This is a genomic window from Streptomyces bottropensis ATCC 25435 (assembly GCF_000383595.1).
GTDB classification, from domain to species: Bacteria; Actinomycetota; Actinomycetes; order Streptomycetales; family Streptomycetaceae; genus Streptomyces; species Streptomyces bottropensis.
The window spans coordinates 222367-243520 of the sequence record NZ_KB911581.1; the positions used below are offsets into that span (position 1 = coordinate 222367).

The window sequence follows — 21154 nt, forward strand, 5'->3', positions numbered from 1 at the left end:
CCGCCCCCCGGGGCCTCCTCCTGCTACGTCCAGCTGTGGGCCACGTCCACGATCAGCCGGCCGGGGAGCTGGAGCACCCGGAACGGCAGACGGGCGCGGACGCCGACGCCGATCTGGGTCTCGCCCTCGAAGCTGCCGGCGAAGCGGGTGTCGCGGAAGGTGCGGTAGCCGGAGATGTTCACGCCGGGCAGGGGCTCGGCGACGTCTCCCGGGTAGGCGGCCTGGCCGGTCTCGGGGTCGTAGCTGGGCGCGGCGACCCGGATCTCCAGGACGGCCCCGCCGGTGACCGGGATGGCGTCGCCGGAGCCGGTCTGGTGGAGCTGGTCGACGTACTGGACCCAGTAGCCGAGGTGGTCGCCACCGTCGGGGACGTCGAACACGATGCGGTCGTAGCAGTCGTGGCGGCCGGTCCGGATGTCCGACAGCGGCACCGCGCCGCTGTCGGGGCTGCCCTTGACGCCGCTGCCCCAGCCCGTCGGGCAGGCCGCGGCGGCCCGTGCGGCGCCCCCCGGCGCGGCACTCGCGGTGGCCGCCGCCGTCCCGATCGCGGTCCCCGCGAGCGCGAGTGCCATGACCATGGCTCCGATTCGTCGCATGCCGTCCCCCTTGGTGACGCAACGCTGCGGTGGCGTTGTCATCGGGGAGGACGACCGGTTCCGGTGGATGGTTGTATTCCGGTGCTACGGCTACGCGACGGGGGAGCCGTTGCGCTCCGGGTGGCGGCGGCGGGCCGTCGGGGCGGGGGAGGGGGCCTTGCGCAGGAGCGGCGCGGTGGTGGGGCGGCCGGCGCCGGGCGGGCGGCTCACGTACTGGCTGTGCAGGCTGTCGTCGATCCGCCAGAGGATGCCGGTGGTGCGGCCCGTGGCGGCCGCCGGGTCGAGCTTGGCGGTGAAGGAGGCCAGCCGGTCGTAGAGCGTCCTGGCGCGGGCCCCGGTGGCGGTGAGGTCCGAGGCCTGGGCGTCCCGGAGCGCGTCGAGGACCAGCACCAGGTTGTGGCCGGAGAGCAGGACGTCCTGCATGCCGCCGTCCGCCTTGCCGATGCGGCCCGGCGGCAGGTTGGGGTCGGTGGTGAAGTGGGCCGCCCTGGTCGCGGTCGGCCCGACCCGGTCGTACGGGTCGGGCGTGCTCTGGGTCCAGTTCGGCTCCCAGGCGCCGAACGCCGTACGGGCCAGGAAGGTCCAGGTGTCCTCGTGGCAGCGCAGGGTGAGGTACGAGACGCCGGCCGCCTGCCGGAGCGTGGCGTTGTGCTGTTCGAGGGCGACCCGGTTCGCGGCGAGGGCGGACCGCAGGACCGACCGGTCCTCCTCCCGCCAGCGCCGCTCCTGCTCACCGCGCTGCGCCCGCAGCTCCCGTTCGAGCTGCTGGTTCCTCGCGTACTGCTCGACGAACGTCTTGACCAACGTCTTCAATGCCTTGAACATGCCGCCTGCTGAGGTCGGGCCGGAGATCTGGGTGTCGCCACATCCTGTGTCGCAGCGGCCCAACGACCGGCGGCGGATCCTGGTCACGCCGGCGGCGGGCCCACCGGTCAACTCGCCCTGCGGCGCCTGTGGTTGAGTCGGGTGCGGCTTCTTTGACGCGGGCCGGCGCAGTCGTTGTGGAATTCCTGTGGCGGGCTGCCTTACGTGTGAGTAGAGCATTAGGGTCTGCCGTATGAACGCACGGCTGGCCCTGCTCAGCACGGTGGATCCCGGCGTCGCGGAGAGCGAGGTCTTCCGGCTGGCGCTCCAGCACGCGGTCGGGGAGCTCAACGCTCTCGGGGCGATGATCCATCTGCGGGGGCCCATGTCGGCCCTGCGTCTGGTGTCGGTGACCGGTCTGCCGCCCGCCCTCACCCGCCCCTGGGAGATCATCGACCAGGAGGGGCCACTGCCCCCGGCCCGCGCCCTGCACCAGGGCAGCGGGGTGTGGTCGCCGCTGGGTTCCATGGCCCTCGCCTGGCCCGGCAGCGGGCTCGCCGCGTTACCCGTCTCCGGCTGCGACCGCACGATCGGCGCGCTCACCGTCCTCACCGGCGACCGGGGCGAACCCACCGGTCTGGAATGGGACTTCCTGCGGGAGATCGTCGACTGGACCGAGGACCGCATGGCGCAGGCGCCCCCGCCGTCGGGCCCGGCCCAGCCCGAGCCGAGCGGCGAACGGCTGCGGCAGGCGCTGAAGGAGGTCAGCGTCGGCTCCTGGGACTGGGACATCCGCACCGGCGACCTGATCTGGGACGAGGCGGCCCTGGAGCTCTACGGCACCAGGCAGGCCGAGTTCACCGGCCAGATCGAGAACTGGATGCGCATCGTCCACCCCGACGACCTCGCCCCGACCCTGGCCGCGGCGGAACGCGCGATCCGCGAACACGGCGTGTACGAGGCGGAGTACCGCGTACGACGCCTCGACGGCACCTGGGGCTGGACGCGCGCCCGCGGCCGGGCGACCTACGACCGGGACGGCCTGCCCCAACGGATGATCGGCGTCGGCTGGGAGAGCAACGAGTCGCGGACCGCGCGGGACGCGCTCGGCCGGGCCCTGCGGCACATGAGCGACGGCTTCCTCGCCGTCGACGACGACTGGCGCATCACCTTCGCCAACCTGGAGGCGGAGCGCACCCTCGGCCTCTCCGAGGAGGAGCTGTTCGGACGGCTCCTGTGGGACCTGCCCTCCGTGCGCGAGACCCCGTGCCTGGAGCGCCGCTGCCGGGAGGCCGCCGCCGAGGAGAAGCCCGCCGGGTTCGACGTCCATGTGCCGGACAGCGGCCTCGTCCACCACCTGCGGCTGGTCCCCGGCCCCGACGGCCGCACCATCTACTTCAGCGACGTCACCGAGAAGCGGCGGCACGAGGAGGAGCGCCGCGAGGCCGAGCGCGCCGCCTCCGAACGGGCCGACCGGATCGCCGCGTTGACCGCCGCGCTCGCCAAGGCGACCACCTCGCAGGACGTCGTCGACGCGGTCGCGCTGCGGGTCCTGCCGCCCTTCGCCGCCGCCGGGCTGCTCGTCCAGACCGTGGAGAACGGCCGTCTGCACAACGTCGGCGCCGTCGGCTACGCCGCCGAGTTCATCCACTTCGTCGACCACCGCCCCGGAAGGCCGTACGGCCCGGCCTGGGACGCCATCAACACCGGCACGCCGATCTTCCTCTCCTCACCGCGGGAGTACGCCGAGTACGCCCCCCAGCACGCCGACCTGTCCGCCCGCTCGGGCAAGCAGGCCTGGGCGTTCCTGCCGCTGACCGCGTCCGACCACACCTTCGGCGTGTGCGTCGTCTCCTTCGACCGGCCGCGCCGCCTCACCGACGAGGAACGCACCCTCCTCACCGCCATCAGCGCGCTCCTCGCCCAGGCCCTGGAACGCGCCCGGCTCTACGACCTCGAACACACCCGGTCCCGCGAACTCCAGCGCGCCCTGCTGCCCCAGGACCTGCCCGTTCTCGCCGCCTGCGAGTCCGCCGCCCGCTACCTCCCGGCCGGGCAGGGCATGGACGTCGGCGGCGACTGGTACGACGTCATCCCGCTCTCCAGCGGACAGGTGGCCCTCGTCGTCGGCGACGTCATGGGCCACGGCCTGTCCGAGGCCGCCACCATGGGCCGCCTGCGCACGGCCGTCCACACCCTCGCGGACCTGGAACTGCCCCCCGACGAGATCATGAGCCACCTCAACGACATCGTCGGCTCCATGGGGGAGGAGTCGTACGCCACCTGTCTGTACGCCCTCTACGACTCCACCACCCAGGTCTGTTCCCTGGTCCGCGCCGGGCACCCGCCCCCGGCCCTGGTGTGCCCGGACGGGACCGTGCGCTTCCCGGAGTGGACCGCCGACCCGCCGCTCGGTGCCGCCGACCCGCCGTTCGAGACGGTGGAGCTGAGCGTGCCCGAGGGCAGCCTGCTCGTGCTCTACACCGACGGTCTGGTCGAGTCGGCGAAGCGCGGCATCGACGAGGGCATGGCCGACCTGGCCCGTCTCCTGCGCACCGCCCACGAGGACGGCACCGCCGCCGACCTGGAACGCCTCTGCGACACCCTCACCCACGGCCTGCTTCCCGCCGAGTACGCGGCGGCGGACGACGCGGCCTTCCTCGTCGCCCGCCTGCACGCCCTGACCGGCGACCGGATGGCCTCCTGGCCCCTGCTGGACGACCCGAGGGCCGCCGGGCAGGCCCGCCGCCATGTCCGTGAGCAGCTCGCCGCCTGGGGCCTGGACGACCTGGCCCCGACCACCGAACTCCTCGCCAGCGAACTCGTCGGCAACGTCGTACGCCATGCCAAGGGCCCCGTCCGGCTGCGCCTGCTGCATGGCTCCGCGCTGGTCTGCGAGGTCTTCGACGGCAGCCTCACCATGCCCCGCATACGCCGGGCCGCCGACACCGACGAGGGCGGCCGGGGTCTGCAGCTGATCACCGCGCTCTCCCAGCGCTGGGGCACCCGGTACACGCCCACCGGCAAGTGCATCTGGACCGAACAGTCCCTCACCGGCCCCGACCGCACCCCACCGCCCGACCCGCTGGAGCGCCTGCTCCTGATCCCGGACGACTTCGACGGCGACCTGGACGCGCTGTCCTTCGAGGACCTGGACATCGGCCCGGACCACGACAGGTAGCCCCGGCGGCCGACGACACCCGGACATGCGAAACCCCGGGGTGCCCGCCGTGGAGGGGCGGGCACCCCCGGGGTCGGGCCGGCCGGTCAGGTCACCGACCGGGCCGCGTCACCGACCGGGCAGGCCGGTCAGCGGACGACGCCGAGGCTGTCGACGCGCTCGTTGACGCCGTTGCGGAGTTCGCCGAGCGTCGTGCCGGGCGGGGCCGTCTTCGGGGTGGAGGACGGCGGCTGGGTCTCGTCCGCGCAGGTGGTGCCGCGGGCCGGGACCGTCAGGTCGACGAGGTAGTCGATCACCGCGCTGGTCGCGCAGGCGCTGCGGCCGAAGGCGGTGTGGCCCTCGGCCTCGAACGTCACCAGCGCGGCGTTGTCGAGCTGGTGGGACAGCGCGACCGCGTGCCGGTAGGGGGTGTCCGGGTCACCGGTGGTACCGAGGACCAGGATCGGAGCCGAGCCCTTGGCCCGGAAGGAGCCGTCGTAGCGGCTGGCCTTCTCGGCGGGCCACTGGACGCACGCGGTGGCGTGCTGGTGGTCGTAGGTCGGCGGACCGAACGCCATGGCCGGGCCCAGCAGCGGCGCCGCGGCCGCGTTGGACTCGACGTTCCACTCCAGCTTGCGCAGGCTCTTGGGGTAGTCCTTGTCGACGCACTCGACGACCACGTTCGGGCCGAGGAAGTCGAAGCTGGCCGGGGACGGCGGGCGCAGCAGGAACGAGGTGTTGTCCCGCAGCTGCGCCTTGCGCAGGGCCGCGCCGAGCGAGGGCCAGATGACCTTGCCCTCGTTGATGTTGAACATCAGCCGGTAGACCAGGGTGTAGCCGTTGGCCTTGCCGCCGCTCGCGGTGGTCACCGGGTTGGCGTCGAGGTCCTTCTTCAGCTGCTCGAACGCGGCGCGCGGGTCGCCGTCGCCGAAGCCGCAGACCGGCTGGTCGGAGGCGCACCAGTCGAGGAAGCGGCTCATCGAGCCGTCCAGCGCCAGGTACTGGTCGCGGTCGTAGGCGTAGGGCCGGTTGGCGTACTTGTACGGGTCGTACGCGCCGTCGAGCGTCAGCGCCCGCACCCGCTTCGGGAACATGGCGGCGTAGACGGTGCCGATGTACGAGCCGAACGAGCGGCCGTAGTACGTCAGTTGCTCCTCGCCGAGCGCCTGGCGCAGCAGGTCGATGTCGCGGGCGACGTACTCGGTGCCGACGTACGGCAGCAGCGGGCCCGAGTTGGTCTGGCAGGCCGCGTCGAACTCGGCGGCCTCGGTCAGCGCGGGACCGAACGCGTCCGGGCCGGGGACGCCCTTGGCGTCGGTGACGGCCTTGGTGTAGCGGGCGTCGTCGAAGCAGGTGAGCGCCGAGCTGCGGCCGACACCGCGGACGTCGTAGCCGAAGACGTCGAACGACTCGCGCAGCTTGGCCGGGAGGCCCGCGTGGTTGTTGCGGACGTAGTCCACGCCGGAGTTGCCCGGACCGCCGGGCTGCATGAACAGCGTGCCCTTGCGCTTCGTCTGGTCGGCGGCCTTCTTGCGGACCACCGCGAGCGTGATCTTGGTGCCCTCCGGCGCCCGGTAGTCCAGCGGCACGTCCGCGTTGGCGCACTCGAAGCCGCCCTGGCAGTCGGACCAGGTCAGGGACGGGACGGGCGGCGGCGGCAGCTCCGCCGTGCGGGGCTTCTGCGTCGTGCTCCGCGCGGCCATCGCCTGCGTCGCCGTCCCCGTACCGGCGAGGACGAGGGCGGTCAGCGCGGCGCCGACGATTCTGAGACGCGTGAAACGTCTGGGTGCGTGGTGATACGTGGTCATGGGTGTGTTCCCCCTGAGCGGTAGAGACCCCAAGAACCCACTGGTCAAGGTGAGTTCGGGGATTGTCTAGCCGAAGAGACGGTAAAAAGGCCAGGGCGGTGCCGTTGTGGCCGAGTTTCCACGCCATCTTTCCACTACCCGACGGTAGTTACCGTCCCCGATCACCACTTCGTAACCTGGGGCCCTCCCCGGCCGACGGTCTCCCGCGCGAGGCCCGGCCGGACCCCCCACCAGCACGAAGGATCCGCGCACGTGTCGATCAAGAACAGCCGTCTCAGGTTCGCCCTCCTCGCCGTGGCCGTGGCCGCCGCCGGTCTCGCCCTGGCGGGCCCCGCCGCGGCCGCCGCACCGCACGCCGCCCCGGCCACCGTGTCCACGGCCCCGCGGGCGTCCGCCCTGCCCGCCGACTTCGTCGAGCTCGCCGCAGTCCCGCTCACCGCGGACGGCGCGAGCCACGAGGTCACCCTCACCTACCGCAACGACTCGGCCGCGGACCGGACCGTGGCCCCGCAGCTCCTGCTGGAGTCCCCGGACGCCGGCCCGTTCCTCGACCCGGCGGACGTCGAGGTCGAACGCCGCACCGCCGGAGGCTGCTGGAAGGCTGTCGCCCTCGGCAGCCAGACCGGCACCCTCTTCACCGACCTGACCACCGCGCGGCGCACCCTGCCGGCCGGCGCCACCCTCACCGAGGTCTACCGCGTCACCGTCACCGACCCGGCGGCCGAGGGCACGGTCCACCCGAGGATCGCCCTCTACTGACCATCCGCCGCACCGCCCGCCGGACAGGCACAGGGCCGGGCCCAGCTCCTCGGAGCGGGCCCGGCCCTTTCCCGTGCGGCCGGACGGAACGCGCCCGGACTCCTCCTGCCGCCCCTGGGGCGGTACGCCCAGCCCGTAGCCGGGGCGCGGCCGGCACCGGCCGACGCGAAGGCGGCGTGACGGGGGTCACACGCGGGCCTGTCACATCCGGCCCGCCCCGGCCCGTCCTTGTGTTGTCACCACTGACGACGACACAAGGAGCCCGCCATGGAAGCACGTCTGAACCTGCTCGCCAGCCCTGTCGCCGGCAAGCTCGTCAAGCACCTCGTCGCGGCGAGCAAGGCCGTCGACGACACGGGGCTGCCGGTCACCACCCAGGAACTGGTGAGGATCCGCGCCAGCCAGATCAACGGCTGCGGGTACTGCCTCGACATGCACACCAAGGAGGCCGAGCACGCCGGGGAGACCGCCCAGCGGCTGCACCTGGTCGCCACCTGGCGGGAGGCCAAGGTCTTCACCGAGGCCGAGCGTGCCGCGCTGGAGCTGGCCGAGCAGGGCACCCGCATCGCCGACGCGGCCGGCGGCGTCCCCGACGAGGTCTGGGAGAACGCGGCCAAGCACTTCGACGAGGACCAGCTCATCGCCCTGGTGGCGCTCATCGCCCTCATCAACACCTTCAACCGGCTGAACGTCATGGTGCGGCAGCCGGCGGGCGACTACCAGGTCGGCATGTTCGGCTGACCTGGGGGCGCGGTCGCGTCAGGTCCCGTCCCGCTGGGCGAACTGCAGCGAGAGGGCGCGCAGGACGTCGGCGGTCGTCATGTCGGCCCGTCCCTCGTCGTGCACCTCGGCGAGGTGGACGAAGGCGTAGGAGAAACAGTTGACGAGGCCCACGATCGCCGGGCCCAGGGCATCCGTGATGATGGCCGTGGCCTCCTGGGCGCTCGCGTCGGCGGGCAGCCTGATCACGGGCAGGGTCTCCGTGAGCAACGCGGAGACCGCCCCCGTCAACGCCACCTCGTCCCCGGGATGCTCGCGGACCTGCCGCCGCATCTCGATCGCCTCGGTGAGGATGCCCACGACTCGCCGCATGATCTCGGATTGCTCCACGGGGGGGGAGCCTAGGGCCAACTCCCCCTGAGTACGCGACCTGGGGCGGACCCGCTTCGGGTCCGCCCCCTCAACATGCCTGCGCACGGCCTTTTCAGGCGTTCGGTTCGCTCTCTTCGGACGCTTCGCCGACCGGCTGCTCGGCCTGTACGAACGTGCCCTTGATGGGGACCGTGATGACTAGTCCTTGATCGCGGAGTTCGCGGACGGCTCGCCGAATCGTGTTGACGGCGACGCCGTACTGCTCGGCGAGATCGCGCTCAGCGGCAAGGCGTGCTCCCACGGGCAAGCGGCCCGTGCGGATCTGCTCGGCGATGTGGTGCACCACCTGGAGATACACGTAGATGTGGCTCGTCGGGTCGGGGCTCCACTCGCGATCGTTAGCCATAGCTGCACGCTAAGGCGACTGGTAGCAGCGCACCACATGAGGGAACGTCCGCATGCAACCCCATGCTTCCGGTTGCTACCTATCGCGTCCTAAGGCAAAGTGGTCACGAAGGACCCCGGCGAGGTGGCTAGACCTCCCGGGGCACGGCCCACGCTTACAAGGAGCGTCGACATGACCGACCTTATCCCCCGCGCCCTCCAATGGCTGCGCCTCCTCTTCGCCCCCGGCCCTGGCAAACGGCGCCTCCCCCGCCACCGCCCCTACCTCTGCCTGCACGTCACCGCCGTACGCCACCTCTCCACCCCCGCACCGGCGCCCGCGTCCTCCGGCCTCCCCCGTCACCGCTCCCCGTACGGCGTCCACGCCCCCATCGACGGCGCGGCCTCTCCTCTCGTCCGCCCCTACCTCGCCGCCCATGAAGAAGAGGCCGCCCTCCGGCAGCGCCGCCGTCTCGCGCTCGTCCTGGCCGCGGACTTCGGGGTCGACCTCGACCAGCACCTGGTCGGCGTACAGAAGGTGGCGGTCTGATGGAACACCTCGACGGCACACCCGTACCCGGCCGCGCGTCCGCGCCCCGACTCCTGCCCTGGCCGTCCCCGGAGGGCAAACCCTCCTACGTGGTGACGGACCACCACGGCGGCTACCTCTCCCGCCTCGCCGACGACCTGGAGGCCACCCAGCTCGCCACCGGCACCGACGTACTCGGCCTCGCCCGCGTGGTGCTGGACGACCCCACCTCGCCGTACACCGAGGTCCGCTACGCCGGCATCCGTCTCGCCGAGTGCCTTACCGATGCCCTGCGCGTCGCCGAGTCCCGGGGGCTGCGCCTGCCCACGCCGGACTTCGAGGACGACGAAGGCGCGGAAGCGGCCGAAGTGACCGCGCTGCCCGGCGTCTTCGGAAGTGAGTAAGCCGCCCCCGTCGGAGATTGATCCGGTGGGGGCGGGTGAGACATGGCCGCTGCTCTGCCGGCCTTCCCTACCCCCCTGCGCTCCTGGCGCCGGCGGCAGCGGTGCTGTTCGAGGGGGCGCACTCACGTGGCCGGCACGGCGATGCGTCGTTCGGAGCCGCCCCCTCCCCCCGCCCCGGATAGAACTGCGCGTACCACCGCCGCAGCGCCCTGATCCCCTTCTCGTGCGGCAGCAGCACCGGCCGGGCCTGGTGGATCTTGTGGTCCCAGATCCGGACCTCCTCCCGCACCTCACCCAGCGCCTCGGCCCGGAAGACGAGCTTGAACAGGGGGGTGAGGAAGGGGAGCCGGGCCGGCTTGCGGAGGTAGTACAGCATCCGCAGCTCGCTCGTGCGGTCGTCGACGGGCGTGCTGAGCGCGACGGCCGTCACCGACAGCACCGGCCCGTGGGCCCGCACGACCATCACCCCCGGCCCGTACATGTACGCATCGAACGTGTTGTCGATGTTCCAGCCGAACACCCGCCTGTTGATGGTCCCCCGCGCCTCCGCGAACGGCCCGTCCTCACGCCACTCCTGGACCGGCGGCTCGCTCTGCCCGTGGATGAAGTGGAAATGGGACTCGTCGACGATGTTCTCGCGCATCTCCTGGACATGGATCCGCGCCCGGCAGACGTCGTCGATCGGCGAGGCGAAGTCCCGTGACCCCGTCTCCCCGATCTCCGGCACCTCCCATGTCGGCTCGCCCGGCCCGGCGTACACGAACACGAGCCCGCTGTGCTCCCGTACCGGAAACCCGCCGATCGACACCTTGGGCGTCCGCGCGGCGAACGGCGCCTCCACGCACCGCCCGTCCGTCCCGAACCGCCAGCCGTGGAACGGGCACTCCACCGCCCCGTCCACGACCTTCCCGCCGACGCCCAGGTGCGCGCCGTAGTGCGGACAGTGCGCGTCCCGCACGGCCGCCCGCCCGTCCGCCCCCCGGAACGCGATCAGCGCCCGCCCGAAGTAGTGCAGGCTGACGACCTTCCCCGTCCGCAGCTCCCCGCTGCGCAGCACGGCGTACCACCCGTGCGGCACGCTCGGCATCGGATACTCGTCGGCGCGTGGATCACGGGGCAGCGTGGTCGGATCAAGGGCCCGGCTGTCATGACTCCGCCAAAATCGCATGAGATCGATGCTAACGGCGACCATGAACCACGACCCCGAACTCGCGCCACCCAAAGGGAAGTTGGCGTTGACGCACACGGCCCGCACGCTCCGCTACGACTACGACTACGACTACGACTACGACTACGACGGCGGCCCGTACGCCGCGACCATCACAGCGAGGGCAACCCTGCTCACGTCCCGACCCTTGGCGTCCGTGGAGTTGACACTGTGGACGAGCGTGCGGGAGCCGTCGCGGGTGGAGGCGATGGCCGCGTTGTAGCCCCAGCGGCCGCCCGTCTTGCCCCACACCTCACGCCCGCCGAGCACCTTCCTGGCCAGCCCGACGGCGTACTCGGCCGGCTTGCCGCCCGGGAAGGCGGTCACCTTCGGCACCGTGAACATCTCCTCCAGCAGCGGCCCGCGCGGCACGATCCGCCCCCCGAACAGCGCCTGGGTGAAGCGCTCCAGATCCGCCGTGGTCGAGACGATGTCGCCGGCCGCCCAGGTGTCCGTCACCCCCCACACGCTCACGTCCCGCAACCCGGTCGTCCCGTCGTCCAGCGTCATCCGCTGGTACCCGTGGTTGTGCGGGCCGACGATCCGCGGGTCGGCGCCCGGGAGGTAGGTGTCGCGCAGCCCCAGCGGCCTCAGCACCCGCCGGGTGACCTGCCGCTCGTAGGAGTCCCCGGTCACCCGCTCCACCAGCAGCCCGGCGATCGTGTAGCCGATGTTGAGGTAGTGCTGCCGCTCACCCGGCGCGAACTCCCGCTCCTTCGCCGTGGCCGACCGCACCATCGCCTCCGGGTCGTGGACGCGGAAACGGTTCGCGTACCACTCCTCGACCGTCGTCCCCGGGAAGTCGGCCGCCGGGATGCCGTGCGTGTGATCGAGCAACTGCCGGACCGTGACCCCGCCGTACGACGCCGGAATCAGCTCCGGCAGATACGCGCGGACGCTCCGGTCGAGGTCGACCTTCCCCTCGGCGGCCAGCTGCAGCACCACGGCCGCCGTGAACACCTTGGTCACGGACCCCACCCGGAAGCGGGCGTGCGGATCGGCAGCGCGGCCGGTCGTCAGGTCGTGCACCCCCGAACTGCCCCGCCACACCCCGTCGGTGCCCCCGACGCGTACGAGCGCGGCGGTGGCGTCGGCGGCGGGCAGTCCGGCGACGGCGGCCTTCAGGGCGGCGGCCGTCACCGGGTCCGTCCGCGACGGCACGGTCACGGCCCCGGCGCCGCCCGACGAGGAGGCGGTGGCCGGCAGGGCCGCCGGGCCCGTCACCACCCCGAGGACGAAGACGGCGGCGAGCAGCGAACGCGTGGCGCGCTTCATGGTCAACTCCGTTGATGTGAGCCGGTGTTCGCGACCCTGCGGCGGGTCGCTCTCGACGGCTCCATCCTGCTGACCGGCGGCCCCGGCGCGGATCGCCCGCGCCGGGGGTCTTCGGGGGCCGCGTCCGGTCACTTCCTCGCCGACGTGGGGGAGGAACCGGGCCGGAGGACTCCCCCGGGCGGGGGACCCGCGACCGGGGCGCGCGCGTCCCCCGCCGCGATCAGGCCCGTCTCGTAGGCGCAGATCACCGCCTGGATGCGGTCCCGCAGCCCGAGCTTGGCGAGCACGTTGCCGACATGCGTCTTGACCGTGTGGTCGCTGACGACCAGCTCGGCTGCGATCTCGGCGTTCGACAGCCCCCGCGCCAGCAGCAACAGCGTCTCGCGCTCCCGCCCGGTCAGCACGTCGAGCCGGGGGTCGGGCCGCGCGGCCCGGGCGGCGGCCGGCCGTGTGTACTGCTCCACCAGCCGCCGCGCCACGGACGGCGCGAGCAGCGAGTCCCCCCGCGCCACGACCCGTACGGCGTGCACGAGGTCGTCGCGCCGGACGTCCTTCAGCAGGAACCCGCTCGCCCCCGCGTGCAGCGCCTCGTACACGTACTCGTCGGTGTCGAAGGTCGTCAGCATCACGACCCGGCAGCCACCGTCCCCGCCGCCCGCGCCCCCGCTCTCCTTGATCGCCCGGCAGGCCTCGATCCCGTCCGTCCGGGGCATCCGGACGTCGAGCAGTGCCACGTCGGCGCGGTGCCGCCGCACCGCCTCGACCGCCGCAGCCCCGTCGCCCACCTCGGCCACCACCTCGATGTCCGGCTGGACGTCGAGGATCAGCGCGAAGCCGCTGCGCACCAGCTCCTGGTCGTCGGCCACGACCACCCGGATCGTCAACGCCCCGCCCCCGCCCCGGTCTTCGTGCCCGCGAGGGGCGCCACCGGTATCCGTACGCGCACTGCGAACCCCCGTCCGCCGGGCCCCGCCCCGGTCTCCGCCGTACCGCCGTGCACGGCCGCCCGCTCCCGTACCCCGACGAGCCCGTGCCCGCCGCCGTGCCCGGGGCGCGGCCCGCGACCGTCGTCCGTCACCTCCACGCGCACGGCGTCGTCGCCGTAGACGAGCCGCACGGAGACCGTACGGGCGTCCGCGTGCCGGACCGTGTTCGTCAGCGCCTCCTGCACGATCCGGAACACGGACGCCCCGGTGGCACCCGGCAACGGCCGCTCCCGCCCCTGCACCTCCTGCACGACGTCGAGCCCACTGCTCCGCACCCGGTCCAGCAGCGCGGCGAGATCCCCGATCCCCGGCTGCGGCTCCCGGGGCGCGCGCCCCTCCTCCGCCCCCTCCCCGGTCTCCTCCCGCAGCACGCCCAGCATCCGCCGCAGCTGGACCATGGCGTCCCGTCCGGCCTCGGAGATCGCGTCGAAGGCGGCCTCGGCCCGCTCCGGCGCCGTCCGCACGGCCACCGGCCCGGCCTCCGCCTGCACGATCATCAGGCTCACGGCGTGGGACAGGATGTCGTGCATCTCGCGGGCGATCCGGGCCCGTTCGCGCGCCGCGGCCCGCTCGGCCTCGACACGGTGCGCCCGCTGGCGGGCGTCGGTCAGCCGCCCGAAGACGTAGGCCGCCGCGAACACGAAGGCGGAGAAGGCCAGTTCACGTGCCGACCGGCTGTTGAGCCCCACCCCCACCGGCACCGCGACCAGCACGAGGACCCCGGTGACCAGCCGTTTCCACGGCGGCGAGAGCACGGCGACGGTGTAGACGATCACCAGCCCGTTGTACGGCAGCGGCTGCCCGGGCCCGTCCAGCGCCACCTGGTAGACCAGGCTGGTCACCATGATCGCCAGCAGCGCGGCGATCGGGGCCCGCCGCCGCCACACCAGCGGCACCACGGTCAGCGTCGTCAGCCCGTACGCCGCCCAGGTCGCCGGCGGCAGCCCGGCCGCCCGCGGCACCACGAACGGCATCGTCACCGCCCCCTGCACCAGCAGCGCGACCCCGACATCGACCACCCACGGATACCCCTCCGCGAGCACCCGCCCCCGCTCCCACCACTCCCGCACGCCGCGCCCACCCCGTATGCCACTCACGACTGCCCACCCCACACCCTCCTCCCCGCCGCGCGAAGAAGAACCGACCCCACCGCTTGTGAAGAAACCTGTGCGAGCTCTTACCGGCCCGTACGTGGTCCGGACCGAACGGCGACGGCATGATGACCAACGAAGTCCGAGGGCGCCCCTGGGGGTCCCAGGGCGAGCCCGAGGGAGGGTCGCATGAGGTCGCGCTTGGTGTGGATTCCGGGCCGGGGAGAACGCGCCATGGTCGAACAGAACCAGCCGTACACGGTGATCCTGCTCAAGTTCTTCGTCCTGGCCGGCCTGCTGTCCATGCCGGCGCTCGTCTTCCACTGGGGCGCGTGGTTCCCGTTCGCCGGAGCCGGCGTCTACCTGCTCTGGGAAGCACACCGCCTCCACGGCGCGCTCGACGAGCTGGCCCACCTCTGGAACGAACGGAACCAGCGGGAACAGCGGCACGGGCGGCAGCATCAGCACCGGCAGGAACAGGAGTCGGCGACGAGCGAGCGCTGAGCGCGCTCAGCGCACGGGCGTCGGTGGCGATGCCGTACTCCGCCGCCGTACGAGCCGCGTGGGCACGAGCGTGGTCCCGTGCTCCGTCCCCACCTCCGCGCCGGCCTCCGTGCCCTCCCGCATCTTGCTCAGCACGCCCGCCACGCACAGCCGCCCCACCTCCGCGAAGTCCTGGTGGACGGTGGTGAGGGGCGGCAGGAAGGACGCGGCCTCGGGAATGTCGTCGAAGCCGACGACACTGACGTCCTCGGGGACCCGGCGCCCGCGCTCGTTCAGGGCCCGCAGCAATCCCAGCGCCATCTGGTCGTTCGCGACGAACACGGCCGTGCAGTCCGGCTGTTCGGCGATCCGCAGCCCGGCCCGGTACCCCGACTCCGCCGACCAGTCGCCGCGCACGAGGGGCGGCACCTCCCGGACGCCCGCCTCGTCGAGCGTGGCGCGCCAGGCGTTGGCCCTCCGCTGTGCCGCGAAGGAGCCCTCGGGCCCGGCCAGATGCCACACCGTTTCGTGCCCCAGCTCCAGCAGATGCCGTACGGCGTCCCGCGCGCCGCCCGCCTGGTCGGTGTCGACGACGGTGTACCGGTCCCCGGCGTCCGAGTCCGCCACCACCACCTGCACCCCGGGCGGCACCGACACGGTCGCCGCGTCCAGCAGATGCACCTCCATGATGACGATCACGGCGTCCACGGCCAGCTCCCCGAGCCGTGAGAACGCCCCGTTCACCTCGTCCTGCGTCGGCACGGCGACGGGCAGCAGTGTGACCGCGTACCCCTCCCGCGCGGCGGACGTGGCGATCGCGTCGAGGGTGCGGATGTTCCCCAGGGTGGAGAGGGAGAAGGTGATCACGCCGAGCGTCCGGAACTCCCCGCGCCGCAGTGCCCGCGCGGCGCTGTTGGGCCGGTACCCCAGCTCCCGCATCGCGGTGAGCACCTGCCGCCGGGTGTCCTCGTTGACCCCGGCGAACCCGTTGGACACCCGGGAGACGGTCTGGGAGGAGACACCGGCGAGCCGCGCGACGTCACCCATGGAGGGACCCTGCCGGGGCCGGGCGGAGCGTCTCCTCGTCGTGCTACGACCGTCGGTCGCGTCCACCTGATTCCCCCGACTCTTCCTGCTGGTCCGGCCGTTGTGCCACTTCCGGCACTTCCGGAACGACGTGTTGATCTCTTACGAATCCTTGACCGCCGCGATTCGGACAGTGTAGACATCCGCCTCAGTGGATGTTTACGTAAACATGCATCGCGACAAACCCTACGAGAGCGCATCGAACCGCTCCGTACCAGTCTGAACCCGTACCAGCCCGAACCGCACCACGCGTCGCCCGAACCGCACCACCACGCGTCGCCCGAACCGCACCACGCCGAACGCCGGCCCCTTTCTCCGTGTCTCGCCGGGACGCGAACCACGGAAGAGTTGGAGTACTCGAATGGCACACCGCACCCGTACGAGACGGCTCTTGGGGGCCATCGGCGTCACGGCCCTGGCCACCGGAACGGCCATGGCCACGACCTCGCTGCCGCTGGCGCACGCCGACACGGCCGCCGTCGCCTCGGTGACGGTCCGCCCCGACCCCTCCTACAAGGCGGCCGGCTTCGAGGGCTGGGGCACCAGCCTGGTGTGGTTCGCCAACGCCACCGGCGACTACCCCCCGGAGGTCCGCGAGAAGCTGGCCGACCTCCTCTTCGGCAAGGACGGCCTCGACCTCAACATCGCCCGCTACAACATCGGCGGCGGCAACGCCCCCGACGTCAAGGACTACCTGCGGGCCGGCGGCGCGGTCGAGGGCTGGTGGAAGGCCCCGGCGGGCACCACCCGCACGGACGTCGACTGGTGGAGCGCCGACGACAAGAACGACTGGAACAAGGACGCCGACGCCACCCAGCGCTGGTGGGTCGACCGCATCAAGAACGACATCGACCGCTGGGAGACCTTCAGCAACTCCCCGCCGTGGTTCATGACGGAGAGCGGCTACGTCTCCGGCGGCTTCGACTCCTCCAAGGACCAGCTGAAGGCGAGTTCGGTCGACGACTTCGCCAAGTACCTGGTCGGCGCCACCGAGCGCCTGGAGAAGGCGCACCACATCAAGGTCGACACCCTCGACCCCTTCAACGAGCCCAACACCCCCTACTGGGGCACCAAGCTCGGCGCGGACGGCCAGCCCACCGGCGGCCGCCAGGAGGGCGCCCACATCGGCCCGGAGCTGCAGCAGAAGGTCCTCAAGGCGCTGGCCCCGGTCCTGGACAAGTCCCGTACGGACGCGGAGATCTCCGCGATGGACGAGACCAACCCGAGCATCTTCGCCACGAACTGGAACTCCTACCCGCAGGACGTCCGCGACCTCGTCGGCCAGATGAACGTCCACACCTACGGCACCGGCCAGCGCACCATGGTCCGTGACCTCGCCAAGGCGGCCGACAAGCCGCTGTGGATGAGCGAGGTCGAGGGCGACTGGGGCGACGGCCAGAGCTTCACCGACATGCGCCCCGGCCTGGGCCTCGCCCAGCAGATGGTCAACGACCTGCGCGAACTGGAGCCCCAGGCCTGGGTCTTCTGGCAGCCGGTCGAGGACTACGACAACATGAAGCCGGGCGGCGAGTCCGCCAAGGGCGGCAACTGGGGCTCCATCCAGATGTCGTTCTCCTGCAAGTCGACGGACACGCTGAAGTCGTGCCCCATCTACACGAACACCAAGTTCGACACGGCCCGTAACTTCACGCACTACATCAAGCCGGGCGACCGCCTCATCAAGACCGACGACACGTCGAGCACGGCGGCGGTCGCGAAGAAGGGCAAGAAGGCGACGGTCGTCCACGTCAACAGCACGACGGCACCGCGCGCGGTGACGCTCGACCTCTCCCGCTTCGGCGACGTCGGCAAGCACGCCCGGGTCACCCCGGTGGTGACGGACGCCTCCGGCAAGCTGGTCCGCCAGAAGGCCGTGGACGTCAGGGACAAGAAGGCCACCATCACGGTTCCGGCCCAGTCGGTGACGTCGTTCCTGATCAGCAGCGTCTCGGGCGTCGCCGCCTCCGCCGCCGAGCTGCAGGACGACCACACCTACACCCTGACCGGTGTCCAGAGCAGCAAGAACCTCGCCGTCGCCGCCGACGGCAAGAGCCTGGTCATCAAGAACCCCAACACGACCGCCACCGCCGGCCAGCGATGGACCCTGGACCGCGTCGGCACCGGCCCGACGGACAACCGCACCCGCTACGTCCTGACCGAGGCGGCCTCCCACAAGCGCCTGGCGGTCCGGGGCGGCTCCCTGGTCGCCGAGCCCGACACGGGCACCCGCGACAAGGCCACCCAGTGGATCCTCTCCACCACCGGCGACTCCACCTGGACCCTGATCAACGCGGCCACCGGCCAACTCACCGATGTGGGCGGCCAGTCCACCAACGATGGCGCGGGCGTGGGCCTGTGGTTCCCCAACTCGGGCTCGAACCAGCGCTGGAAGCTGACGGACGTCACTCCGGCGGCTGCGAAGTAGTCGAAGGGGTCGCGACGCCGACCGTGCGAGGGGCGGCCATCGCCCCCGGCAGCGCGGCAGCGCGGCTGAGCGACTGAGGCCGCAGGGCCGACGAGGAAGCCCCAGGGGGATCCCCTGGGGCTTCCTCGGCTTGCTACCCGGCGGCAGCTGAGGGGCATGGTGGGCCAGACGCTCGTTCTGTGGTCCGACTGGGGAGACGCGCCGTCTTAGAGCCGGTCGAAGGCCCTGCTGGGGCCGGTCCGACGAGTCGCCCGCGCCGGAGATGGAGACTTCTGCGCACGCCCCACGACGTGCGACGCCCCGGGCGAGACCCGGGCGAGATCTGAACCGACTGACGGCAGTCCGGCCCGGCCGGAGCCGCCGGCTCGCAGTCCGTGCAGGTTCCGCGTCCGGGCCGGGCCACCCAGGAAGAAGCCACGGATGACCGGACTCCCGGCCGTGGCCATGCGCGCATGTGGACGGTCGTCCGCCGGAGTGCACGTTTCCGAAAAAGGATCTCCGGCGCACCGAACCTCCGCCGGGCAATCTCCCTCTCCAAGGGCGTAGGCGCGCACCGACCTGGCGCGCCGATTCGTACGCGAGGGGAACCCGTAACTTCATGAAGAGCAAGCTGACCGTCGTCGCCCTTGCCGCCGTCGTCGTCGCCGGCACTGCCGCGACCGCCGTCCCCGCGGCGGCCGCCGCCAAGGCCGCGCCCACCCGCTGCCACACGGCCGACCTGAAGGCCGGCTTCGCCACCGGGGGCGACGCGGCGCCGGAGATGGGGCAGACCGAGAAGCAGACGCAGGCGTACATCTGGTTCACCAACCAGAGCGAGCGCACCTGCACCCTGTCCGGCTTCGCCGGCGTCGACATGGTCGGAGCGCAGACGACCGACGGCACCTGGTCGCTGGTGCGCTCCTCCAGGACGCCCTCGAAGCAGACCCTGGCGCCGGGCGACACGGTGGATTTCAGCATCACGCTGCTTCCGGTGGCCGCTTCCACTCCGAAGGCGGAGAAGTTCGTTCCGGCGAAGTTCGTGGTGACCCCGCCGAACGAGACGAAGTCCTTCACCCTGAAGTGGCCGTTCGGCGGCCAGATCCTCAAGCAGGACGGCGCCACCCACCCGGGCACCTTCCTCAACCCGATCGGGCTGTGACCATCCTGGCCTGCGTCTGAGCCCTCCTCAGGCGGTATCGGCGGCGGCCACCGCCGGACTCGCGGTACGAGTCGAGGCCCCTGGGCGGAGCGGTGGCCACGTCCGAGAGGTGGTACGCCCGGTTTCTTCCCTCAGACCTTGATGACAGTGATGCGGGAGCCGCACAGGGCGGTCAGGTCCTCGGGGTCCGAGGTGAGAACCGTCGTAGGGCCGGGGGCTGCGAGGGCGGTGGCGCCGAGCATGGCGTCGATGGCGTACTTGTGGCCGTGCAGGCCCGCGTCGGCGAGGAGTTCGGCGGCGTGGCGGGCGATGGGCTCGGTGACCGGTGCGATGACGAGACGGGAGAGGGTCCATTCGAGGGCCGGGCGGTTGATCCGGGGGTGGACCACTTCCACCAGGGTGGCCGCGGAAGTGATCACCCGCAGATCGTCGGCACGGGCGAGAGCGAGCCAGCCGGTGACGGTGCGGTCGCGGAGGACGGCTTTGGCCAGCCCTTCGCTGTCCAGGACCAGGGTGCCGCCGGGGGTGGCGGCCGAGGAGCGGGTCATACGGCGCTCGCACCGCCGTGCGCCTGCTGTCGTCGGGCCTCGTGGAGCCGGTCGCGCAGGGCCTGGACCTCTTCGTCGGTGACGGGCCCGTGTTCGGCCTCGGCGACCTGGATGAGCTCGTTGAGATTGTCCCGCTCGATCTGGCGTGCGACGGCGGCGGCCACATAGGCGGACAGGCCGGAGGGGCCGCTGCGGGCTTTGGCCGCCTCGGCGATGTCGCGCGGCATGGTGATCGAGTACTTGCCGGTAGGGTCACTCATGCTACTTATCCTACCTCCGATCCTCCTCCTGATCCTGCGTCGAAGCCCCACATGTCACGCCATATACGCCGCGCAGAGCACCGGTCCATCGAAGCGCAGACCATGCTGACCAGCACGAACCTTGTGACAGAGACTCAGCAACTGCTTCACTGTGGCGACCTACGGGCCGTGCGGCAGTCTCGCCATCTCCGCTGCTGTCATGCCGTCATCCAGGAAGCGGGGGCATGAACGATTCAGCGCTGATCACGACCGGTTTGCCCGTCGCGCTCGCCGTCATCATGTTCGGCCTCGGGCTCTCGCTCACCACGGGCGACTTCAAGCGGGTGGCCCGTTCGCCGAAGGCGGTCGTATTCGCCCTGACCGTGCAGATAGCGGTGTTGCCGCTGCTCGCCTTCGGGCTGGTCGAACTCTTCGACGTGGACCCGCTGCTCGCCGTGGGCGTGATGCTGCTGGCCGCCTCCCCGGGCGGCACCACCGCCAACCTCTTCAGCCACCTGTTCCGCGGCGATGTGGCGTTCAACATCACCCTCACCGCCATCAATTCCGTGCTGGCCGCCGTCACCATTCCCCTCATCACCAACCTGGCCATCAACTACTTCGATGCCGCGGGCGACCTGGGACTGCAGTTCGGCAAGGTGCTGCAAGTGATCGCCATCGTGCTCGTCCCGGTCGGTCTCGGGATGCTCGTCCGGAAGCGCTCCGCGGACTTCGCCGCCCGCGCGGACCGCCCGGTCCGCGTGTTCTCCATCGTCATCCTGGTCGCGGTGTCCCTGGGGGCGCTGTTGGGAGAGCGGGAGAACCTCGCGGATTACCTTCGCCAAGTCGGCCTGGTCACCGGCCTCTTCTGTCTGGCGAGCCTCGGTATCGGCTACGGCGGCGCCAAGGCCCTTCGCCTGAACGAGCCCCAGGCTGTCGCCAGCGCCATGGAGGTGGGCATCCACAACACCACGGTGGCCCTCACCATCGCCCTGAGCATTCTCGACAGCACCGAGGTGGCGGTTCCCAGCGCTGTTTACTCGGTTCTCATGTATGTGTTGGCGACGGCTTTCGGCTACGCCATCACCCGGAACCGCTCAGAGAATCCCTCGACGGCGAGCTGAGCCCGTGAGCGCGTACGGA

Annotated in this window: 21 protein-coding genes; 9 read left to right on the forward strand and 12 right to left on the reverse strand. The window is 71.8% G+C overall.

The window, feature by feature from the left end; genetic code table 11:
• Positions 1–23: 23 nt before the first annotated feature.
• On the reverse strand, positions 24–596 hold the full coding sequence (locus STRBO_RS0100945; protein ID WP_051085361.1) for an AMIN-like domain-containing (lipo)protein: 573 nt from the start codon (positions 594–596) through the stop codon (positions 24–26).
• Between the two features lie 90 nt (positions 597–686).
• On the reverse strand, positions 687–1421 hold the full coding sequence (locus STRBO_RS0100950; protein ID WP_005483301.1) for a hypothetical protein: 735 nt from the start codon (positions 1419–1421) through the stop codon (positions 687–689).
• A 232-nt stretch (positions 1422–1653) separates the two neighbouring features.
• On the opposite strand from STRBO_RS0100950, the gene STRBO_RS0100955 reads away from it, so the two are divergent.
• Complete coding sequence (locus tag STRBO_RS0100955; RefSeq protein ID WP_005483303.1) at positions 1654–4581, forward strand: SpoIIE family protein phosphatase; 2928 nt, start codon at positions 1654–1656, stop codon at positions 4579–4581.
• Between the two features lie 128 nt (positions 4582–4709).
• Here STRBO_RS0100955 and STRBO_RS0100960 read toward each other — a convergent pair whose 3' ends face one another.
• A complete protein-coding gene (locus STRBO_RS0100960) occupies positions 4710–6368 on the reverse strand; it encodes an alpha/beta hydrolase (protein ID WP_005483305.1) in 1659 nt (552 codons plus the stop codon).
• Positions 6369–6620: 252 nt separating this feature from the next.
• On the opposite strand from STRBO_RS0100960, the gene STRBO_RS0100965 reads away from it, so the two are divergent.
• Entirely contained in the window at positions 6621–7127 is a 507-nt protein-coding gene (locus STRBO_RS0100965; RefSeq protein WP_005483307.1) for a hypothetical protein, read from the forward strand.
• A 267-nt stretch (positions 7128–7394) separates the two neighbouring features.
• Entirely contained in the window at positions 7395–7868 is a 474-nt protein-coding gene (locus STRBO_RS0100970; protein WP_005483308.1) for a carboxymuconolactone decarboxylase family protein, read from the forward strand.
• Between the two features lie 18 nt (positions 7869–7886).
• Here STRBO_RS0100970 and STRBO_RS0100975 read toward each other — a convergent pair whose 3' ends face one another.
• Both STRBO_RS0100975 and STRBO_RS0100980 read right to left on the reverse strand, forming a co-directional pair.
• Positions 7887–8237 carry a hypothetical protein gene (locus tag STRBO_RS0100975; protein ID WP_005483311.1) on the reverse strand — a complete coding sequence of 117 codons (351 nt, stop codon included), beginning with the start codon at positions 8235–8237 and terminating at the stop codon, positions 7887–7889.
• A 94-nt stretch (positions 8238–8331) separates the two neighbouring features.
• The gene (locus STRBO_RS0100980; RefSeq protein ID WP_020113623.1) at positions 8332–8625 is read right to left on the reverse strand and encodes a GntR family transcriptional regulator; all 294 of its coding nucleotides are present in this window, start codon (positions 8623–8625) and stop codon (positions 8332–8334) included.
• Between the two features lie 171 nt (positions 8626–8796).
• On the opposite strand from STRBO_RS0100980, the gene STRBO_RS0100985 reads away from it, so the two are divergent.
• Both STRBO_RS0100985 and STRBO_RS0100990 read left to right on the forward strand, forming a co-directional pair.
• Positions 8797–9153: a hypothetical protein gene (locus STRBO_RS0100985; protein WP_005483315.1), complete on the forward strand. Its 357-nt coding sequence runs from the start codon at positions 8797–8799 to the stop codon at positions 9151–9153.
• Complete coding sequence (locus STRBO_RS0100990; protein WP_005483317.1) at positions 9153–9536, forward strand: hypothetical protein; 384 nt, start codon at positions 9153–9155, stop codon at positions 9534–9536. Before STRBO_RS0100985 ends, STRBO_RS0100990 begins: the two co-directional genes overlap by 1 nt.
• Positions 9537–9603: 67 nt before the next feature.
• Here the strand turns inward: STRBO_RS0100990 and STRBO_RS0100995 are convergent, their stop codons facing one another.
• From STRBO_RS0100995 to STRBO_RS0101010, 4 genes are all read right to left on the reverse strand, one after another.
• Positions 9604–10623, reverse strand: coding sequence for a Rieske 2Fe-2S domain-containing protein (locus STRBO_RS0100995; protein WP_020113624.1), 1020 nt, complete (start codon positions 10621–10623; stop codon positions 9604–9606).
• 204 nt (positions 10624–10827) lie between these two features.
• A complete protein-coding gene (locus STRBO_RS0101000) occupies positions 10828–12018 on the reverse strand; it encodes a serine hydrolase domain-containing protein (protein WP_020113625.1) in 1191 nt (396 codons plus the stop codon).
• A gap of 128 nt (positions 12019–12146) precedes the next feature.
• Entirely contained in the window at positions 12147–12902 is a 756-nt protein-coding gene (locus tag STRBO_RS0101005) for a response regulator transcription factor (RefSeq protein ID WP_005483320.1), read from the reverse strand.
• A complete protein-coding gene (locus STRBO_RS0101010) occupies positions 12899–14101 on the reverse strand; it encodes a sensor histidine kinase (RefSeq protein WP_037626890.1) in 1203 nt (400 codons plus the stop codon). The genes STRBO_RS0101005 and STRBO_RS0101010 overlap by 4 nt, the downstream gene beginning before the upstream one ends.
• A 183-nt stretch (positions 14102–14284) precedes the next feature.
• On the opposite strand from STRBO_RS0101010, the gene STRBO_RS0101015 reads away from it, so the two are divergent.
• A complete protein-coding gene (locus STRBO_RS0101015; protein WP_237547726.1) occupies positions 14285–14599 on the forward strand; it encodes a hypothetical protein in 315 nt (104 codons plus the stop codon).
• A gap of 6 nt (positions 14600–14605) precedes the next feature.
• Here the strand turns inward: STRBO_RS0101015 and STRBO_RS0101020 are convergent, their stop codons facing one another.
• Positions 14606–15625, reverse strand: a complete 1020-nt coding sequence (locus tag STRBO_RS0101020) for a LacI family DNA-binding transcriptional regulator (RefSeq protein WP_005483323.1) — start codon at positions 15623–15625, stop codon at positions 14606–14608.
• A 400-nt stretch (positions 15626–16025) separates the two neighbouring features.
• Here STRBO_RS0101020 and STRBO_RS0101025 point away from each other — a divergent pair, with 400 nt between their 5' ends.
• Together STRBO_RS0101025 and STRBO_RS0101030 are read left to right on the forward strand one after the other, a co-directional pair.
• A complete protein-coding gene (locus tag STRBO_RS0101025; protein WP_005483325.1) occupies positions 16026–18089 on the forward strand; it encodes an RICIN domain-containing protein in 2064 nt (687 codons plus the stop codon).
• Between the two features lie 598 nt (positions 18090–18687).
• A complete protein-coding gene (locus tag STRBO_RS0101030; RefSeq protein WP_005483327.1) occupies positions 18688–19227 on the forward strand; it encodes a DUF4232 domain-containing protein in 540 nt (179 codons plus the stop codon).
• Positions 19228–19358: 131 nt separating this feature from the next.
• Here the strand turns inward: STRBO_RS0101030 and STRBO_RS0101035 are convergent, their stop codons facing one another.
• Both STRBO_RS0101035 and STRBO_RS0101040 read right to left on the reverse strand, forming a co-directional pair.
• Complete coding sequence (locus STRBO_RS0101035; RefSeq protein ID WP_005483328.1) at positions 19359–19775, reverse strand: type II toxin-antitoxin system VapC family toxin; 417 nt, start codon at positions 19773–19775, stop codon at positions 19359–19361.
• On the reverse strand, positions 19772–20035 hold the full coding sequence (locus STRBO_RS0101040) for a hypothetical protein (RefSeq protein WP_005483329.1): 264 nt from the start codon (positions 20033–20035) through the stop codon (positions 19772–19774). Before STRBO_RS0101040 ends, STRBO_RS0101035 begins: the two co-directional genes overlap by 4 nt.
• A gap of 224 nt (positions 20036–20259) precedes the next feature.
• On the opposite strand from STRBO_RS0101040, the gene STRBO_RS0101045 reads away from it, so the two are divergent.
• Complete coding sequence (locus STRBO_RS0101045) at positions 20260–21135, forward strand: bile acid:sodium symporter family protein (protein WP_005483332.1); 876 nt, start codon at positions 20260–20262, stop codon at positions 21133–21135.
• The last annotated feature ends 19 nt before the right edge of the window (positions 21136–21154 follow it).